We start from the raw sequence: 5,805 nt of genomic DNA, 5'->3' as shown, positions 1-5,805 counted from the left end.
ATTGGAATCAGACATGTTTCCACTCCGTTAGCGCCCTGAATGTTACAGATAAAACCGATCAGGAACTGTTGGACTGGATGTTGACACACAGGGCAGCTCGACCCGCCCGTCGGGAAGATCGGTCAGAGTCTGTCCCTCAGCCAGGGTCGACTCGTGGAGATGCTGCGCCGTATAGGCGTCAAACCTGGCCACCAGCTGGATGGTCTTGCCCTCCGAATAGAGAAAGCCGCCATCGTTAATATAGCGATCAAGGTCAAAGCTGACTGGCTCAGTCGCCCTTGCTGACAGCGCTTCCGCACTCGTGATCCGGTGCAGTGCCATCTGGATGATGTCGCAGTAATCGTTGGCCGTCGCAATCAGGTAGTACACCGACTCCCGGATCACCAGCCCAAGCGGGTGGACCCGAAACTCTTTAGGCTCGGCGGAGCCCCGGGCACGGTAGTTCACCCGTAGTTGTTGCCCGTCGAGGAGGGCTTCGGAGACGCTTTCCAACACTGCCGCCGAGATATCCGGAGGGGTCAAAGGCAGGCTCCGCGAGAGCAGGCGAACACGGGACTCCCAGCGCCGAAAACGCCCCCCGGCGGCCGTCTCCAGGACCTCGCGAGCCGCACCGAACTGGCCATCAGCCACTCGCTTGAGTGCCGGTGGCAACAAAGGCTCCAGGTACTGCTCGATCAGCCGCCAGGTCAAGGCGGAGAGAGGATCCTGAGACGGCAGCGACAGATCCGAAGCCCCCGGCGGCCAGAACCATCGCGGAGGCGTCTGCTCGTCATTGGTGAATCCAAATAAGCCCGAAAGTCGATCAAGGTCACGCTGAACGGACCGCATATGGATCGGAAAGCCCCGATCCGCCAGGCGGTCGCGCAACTCACTGGTGGTCAGCCCAGGTGGTCGCCGCGGCAATAATCGCATCAGCACAATCTGTCGAAGTGTGGCGTCCCCCATCCGTATGTCCCTTTATAGCTGTCTCTATCAGACTGCACGCGAAAAATCCAGCGCTTACGGAAACCTGCCCAAGTTTGCCTGCAAGCGACATAATCTGTCGTCTGCATCAGTATCCTCGAATTTCGAAGCGAGGGGAAGGGGAAATCGTTGCTCTGGTACGAACCGTATGGCGTCGGCGGGGGATGCACAAGGCACGCCGATCAGGGTATCAGGGGCGCCCTGGTCGGCGCCATTGCCCCATCCGCAACGGATCCGCCCAGGACTTTAAAGCCGCAGACTTTTCGCTCGGCCCACTTTTTTCATTCGCGTTATCACATGCCGCCACGCATATGAAATTTGACGAACGTCAATGTCAGCCCGATAAACTTGGCTTACCTTCGAGCCATCGTGGTTCGTGTTTTTTTGCTGAGCATTGACTGCCCAATATGAGGTGCGCTAACTCATTAGAGAGGTTCGCGTTCCGAAGGATGCTAGACATGCTACGAACTCCGTGCCCTATCATTGAACTGGGCAAGCGATGGCCGAGACACAAATCACAGGCTTCGGCAGTTCTAACTCGTTATTTGTGTCGCCAACTGAACCATTCGGTTTTGTGGGGGAAGCGCCGAAAAAGCGCCCTTAATAACAGCCCCACCAGCTTGCGAGCAAACCACAATGAGTCGTGAAGGTCAACTTCAAATTTGCGGCCGGGATCAAAGCGACCGGCAACATGCATGCGGCTTTCAGCTGCAATGGAGCATGAGCCGCTAAGGGTGGAGTTGGAAAACAAAGCTTAGGAAAACAGGAAATGAAAAAACTAATACGTGTGACCATAGTAAACACTGGCGGCGCCTTCAGTGCCGGATTCATTGACGATGCCGATCTCGCCAATCAAATTAAAACGGCAATTGCCAAAGACTCTCTAAACTGCTCAATGGAGCTCGATAACGGCGAGTATTTTGAGACTTACAACCACGCGAACATATTAGACATTAAAGCGCCGAGCATTTCAGGCGCATCCATTATCATCGAAGAAAGCAATGATGTTGATGAGCAATATGATTTTGAGCGAAAGTACAAATACGTATCCGAACTGGGCATTGATGAATCCCCGGTGAATACATTCACCAGCTCTATCCCGGAAGCCAGCCACAAGATCACCGATTACGCTGACGATACTTTAATTTTCTATAGTCGAAAAGTCGAAAAAAGAATCCATTATCCCGCACCGATAGAACGCCATGACGGAGACGAGTTTGAGCTCGCCAATGTCTACCTGGGCTCAATGAATATGGAAAAAACCATCAGCCCTGATCAGATTCTTCAGGATTTTCTGTATATCCCAAAAGCCGAAGCGGCAGATTATTGCAAAGAGTTTTTGGGCGACCGCTACGATGACAACTGCGCGTTAAGCGATCACATGTCCGCCATTTATATTGAAGCACCGGATTTGGGAAAAAAAATCCGCGAGAAGCATTTAGTTTATCCCGGCGACATCGAGGGAAAAGGTGAATGGGATAGTGAATACATTAGAATCACAACCTTGGAAGATGAGGACCTTTTTGAAGATGGTGTCTAGCAAGCCGCCTCATTCATACTCACCGTCCATGTTTCCAGCCCTAACTCACCACCCTTCAGGACCGGGTTGCACACTCAGACCCGGTCCCTGGTTGGACTTGGTGGCGATCGCGTTATGCGACACTATATGTCGCCCAGTCCTGTAATATGGTGCTTGAGGTTGAGTGGTGATCGGTCAGTCATCCCCACTCTCCCCGCTGCGAATCCCCAAAGGCAGGATTCGAGGCATTAACCGTCAAGTGAAGCATCTCGAAGCAGGCTGATCCTGTCATGATGAAGATAGTAGACAAACAATTCAGAATTGGACAGGATCGCTGGTATCACGTTGAAATCGGCGATGACTACCAAGTTGTTTTAATTTGCACATCTGTGGGGTTAGATGCAGCATGTTTTGAGCTTGATGGATGTGATCGGCATGAAACTCCAACATGGGCTGCCGTGCGGTTGTTTCGGGAAATCCAAGAATATTTAAAGGAATACGTGTACGAACATAAACCTCCGTATCTGCTCTACACCACAGGTGGAGATGATTCGCGGAATAGTCTTTATAGTCGGTTAGCGAAACGGTTCAGCCGTTACGGATATCATGCAGTTGAAACGGGCATTCCTTCTTATTTTTTAATCATGAAGGATTCTTCTGACAATTGATTTTTTATGTGGTGCGAAGATTGAAAAGTGGCCTTCAGTACGGTGATATGAGATCAGGGCAAAGCCCGGAAAGATCAAAGCTCCCCTGACTCCTGGCATAGAAGTCATTAGTCTTGCCTTTGGTTTAGCAAAGATCCATACCCATCAGGCAGGGACCCTTCCCGCTTTGCGGTTTTCGACCTGCTTGGATTTGAAGCGCAGACTCATGAGAGAAATTGGCGATGCAACAGCGCTGTCTAAACTGTTTTTCAATGCACAGAAAGTGCTCCCAGATGGCGTTATCTTCACAGATTCAGAAGAACCGCTTATGTGGCTGCTGCAAGATCAAGGCATTTTCTTCTTTGTCAACAACAGCGACTTTCTGCTTAGTTCTGTGACAGTGTTTTTCGCGCCTTTGAGCGAAAAAAGCCTCGATGGGAAGCACTCGGGAACAATTTTTTCCGCCAAAGCAGCAGTCGTTGGGCCATATGAAGTTTGCGGGCTTTTCATTGAAAATCATGTGGGCCGACCCCGGCACTGGCCATGGATGGAAGTTGAAATCTCCATTCAATGCACTCAACGGACCATACATCTTTTGTGCGCTGCTGTTGAGAGCGTGCTTCCCAGCCTGCCTCTGATTTATAAGGATTTTAACCTCCCGGAACATATCCGGTACGTCTATGCACTCAGCTAGGTCAGACTGTGAGAATGCGCTTGGGGGTTGGGATGTACGCCGATCGGCAGATACAAAAGCTACGGCGGAAGAGGAAGGTGTATTTGATGGGTCACGCTGCCGATATTGCAGGGTGACAGTTATCGCAGACCAGCGATTGTAACCAGTGTCATTACGGCCTGATCAAGCGTCGCACGCACGTGTTTCGCATGCAAACCAGAAAAGGAGATTATCCATGATAGAGAAAGACATCGAGGGATTTGAAAAGCTCGGCATTGATGCCGATACTCAACTGAAGTTCCGCAAGAAAATTGTGTGTGAGGGGCTGTCGGCGGTTCATGAGCAGTGGAGCTATGACGGTATTTTAGGGGAGAGCCTGATATTTCTTATCGGTGACACAGCGGATCTTGACGATGCTGCACTGGAGTCCCTGGTGAGGCAGTCTGGCCATGTTAATGCCAGATCGTCTGTGACTATTAGCAGGAAGGGTAGTGACTACGTGTTTGTCAATTTCAATTTTGTTTCCTAGGGCAGCCTATTGCGTCCTGGCTGCGAAGAGAGCGTTCAGATTGAGCCAAGAATCTGGACTGAAGAATATCTTTTCTTTTGGCTTAAAGACTCTTATGTGAGGTGGTTATGAAAGTTTCCGTTGATGTTTATACCAAAGATACCGACGCGGCATTGGCTGCGTTCAAGCTGGCCTTGGAGCATGGCGCTGAGGATATCAGGTTGAATTCGAGTGAGGATTACAGCACGAAGGCCTTCGAATATCTAAACCTGATGTTCACTGCGGACCATTCCTCACCAGCGATCTCTGCGCTTGATGATGGGCCGTTTGTGAAGGACACCGACGATCTATGATCCCGTGCCAAACAAATTTTGGTAGGTCTTATGCCTGGGCATCAGGCCCTGAGATTGAATCTATGGAGATCAAAGCATGTATGACTTAATCGGTGACATCCATGGGCATGCTGGGCCGTTGGAGCGCCTGCTGACCAAGCTGGGTTACGAGGCTGATCGAGAGGGCGTGTGGCGCCACCCGAGTCGTCAGGTTATTTTTCTCGGTGACTTCATCGACCGGGGGCCTGCGCAAATGGGGGTGATCAGCATTGTCCGCCCCATGGTGGATAACGGTGCCGCGCTTGCGGTGATGGGTAATCACGAGTTTAACGCCATCATGTATGCCACTAAGAACCCGGATCGTTCAGGGGAGTACCTGCGTGTGCATAGCGATGACAACTGGAAGCAGCACGAAGCCTTTGTGAAGGCCGTCGGGGGCAGTCGGGATTCGGACGTCACCGAAAAGCAACAGGAGCTGATCGACTGGTTCAAAACGCTGCCGGTCTATCTGGACCTGGAGGGGCTGCGGGTGGTCCACGCCTGTTGGCACCGTCCTTCTTTCGACGCACTTGCCGTGTATCTGGATGACGGGCAGCGGTTTCGCGAAAACGCGTGGACGGATCTGGGAACCAAGGGCACAGCCGCCTATGAGGCAGCGGAAGTCCTGCTCAAGGGCTGGGAGATTCCGCTGCCTCTAGGAATCACATTTCGTGACAAAGACGACAAGGAGCGGGATCAGATTCGCACGCGTTGGTGGGAGAGAGCACAGCGGGGCTATCGACAACTGGCTATCGTTCCTGATGACGCGATCGATCGAATTCCCGACTCACCAATCGGGGCTGATTCGCTTCCGGGCTATGACGGCGACAAGCTTCTCTTCCTCGGACACTACTGGCTGTCTGGTGACCCAGAGCCCTTGACCGATCACATTGCCTGCCTGGATTACAGCATTGCCGGCGAGAACGCAGCGGATACGACACCGGGCAAGCTTTGCGCCTACCGGTTTGATGGCGAAGACCAACTCATCAAGGATAAGTTTGTTTGGGTTTCTGGGTGAGTAGACCTCCTTGCCCTGTGTGTCAACATCCAGTCCAACAGTTCCTGATCGGTTTTATCTGTAACATTCAGGGCGCTAACGGAGTGGAAACATGTCTGATTCCAAT

7 protein-coding genes are annotated in these 5,805 nt (G+C 51.9%); 6 read left to right on the top strand and 1 reads right to left on the bottom strand.

Translation table 11 applies throughout. The features are described 5' to 3' along the window. Nucleotides 1-42: 42 nt before the first annotated feature. Nucleotides 43-945, bottom strand: coding sequence for a helix-turn-helix transcriptional regulator (locus tag G3I74_RS00045; protein WP_164208696.1), 903 nt, complete (start codon nucleotides 943-945; stop codon nucleotides 43-45). Between the two features lie 787 nt (nucleotides 946-1,732). Between G3I74_RS00045 and G3I74_RS00040 the strand changes: the two genes are divergently transcribed. The 6 genes from G3I74_RS00040 (at nucleotide 1,733) to G3I74_RS00015 (ending at nucleotide 5,699) form a co-directional block, all read left to right on the top strand. Continuing rightward, entirely contained in the window at nucleotides 1,733-2,503 is a 771-nt protein-coding gene (locus G3I74_RS00040) for a hypothetical protein (protein ID WP_164208694.1), read from the top strand. A gap of 269 nt (nucleotides 2,504-2,772) precedes the next feature. Continuing rightward, nucleotides 2,773-3,150 (top strand): hypothetical protein, encoded by a 378-nt coding sequence (locus G3I74_RS00035; RefSeq protein WP_164208691.1) that lies wholly within the window; start codon nucleotides 2,773-2,775, stop codon nucleotides 3,148-3,150. A gap of 205 nt (nucleotides 3,151-3,355) precedes the next feature. After that, nucleotides 3,356-3,823 carry a hypothetical protein gene (locus G3I74_RS00030; RefSeq protein ID WP_164208688.1) on the top strand — a complete coding sequence of 156 codons (468 nt, stop codon included), beginning with the start codon at nucleotides 3,356-3,358 and terminating at the stop codon, nucleotides 3,821-3,823. 214 nt (nucleotides 3,824-4,037) lie between these two features. Next, nucleotides 4,038-4,331: a hypothetical protein gene (locus G3I74_RS00025; RefSeq protein ID WP_164208686.1), complete on the top strand. Its 294-nt coding sequence runs from the start codon at nucleotides 4,038-4,040 to the stop codon at nucleotides 4,329-4,331. Between the two features lie 107 nt (nucleotides 4,332-4,438). Continuing rightward, nucleotides 4,439-4,663, top strand: a complete 225-nt coding sequence (locus tag G3I74_RS00020) for a hypothetical protein (protein WP_164208683.1) — start codon at nucleotides 4,439-4,441, stop codon at nucleotides 4,661-4,663. A gap of 76 nt (nucleotides 4,664-4,739) precedes the next feature. Beyond that, nucleotides 4,740-5,699, top strand: coding sequence for a metallophosphoesterase (locus G3I74_RS00015; RefSeq protein ID WP_164208680.1), 960 nt, complete (start codon nucleotides 4,740-4,742; stop codon nucleotides 5,697-5,699). The last annotated feature ends 106 nt before the right edge of the window (nucleotides 5,700-5,805 follow it).

It is taken from the genome of Wenzhouxiangella limi (genome assembly GCF_010499265.1).
GTDB lineage: Bacteria > Pseudomonadota > Gammaproteobacteria > Xanthomonadales > Wenzhouxiangellaceae > Wenzhouxiangella > Wenzhouxiangella limi.
The sequence above is the reverse complement of the archived record's forward strand: the minus strand, read 5'-3'. Positions and strand labels throughout refer to the sequence as shown.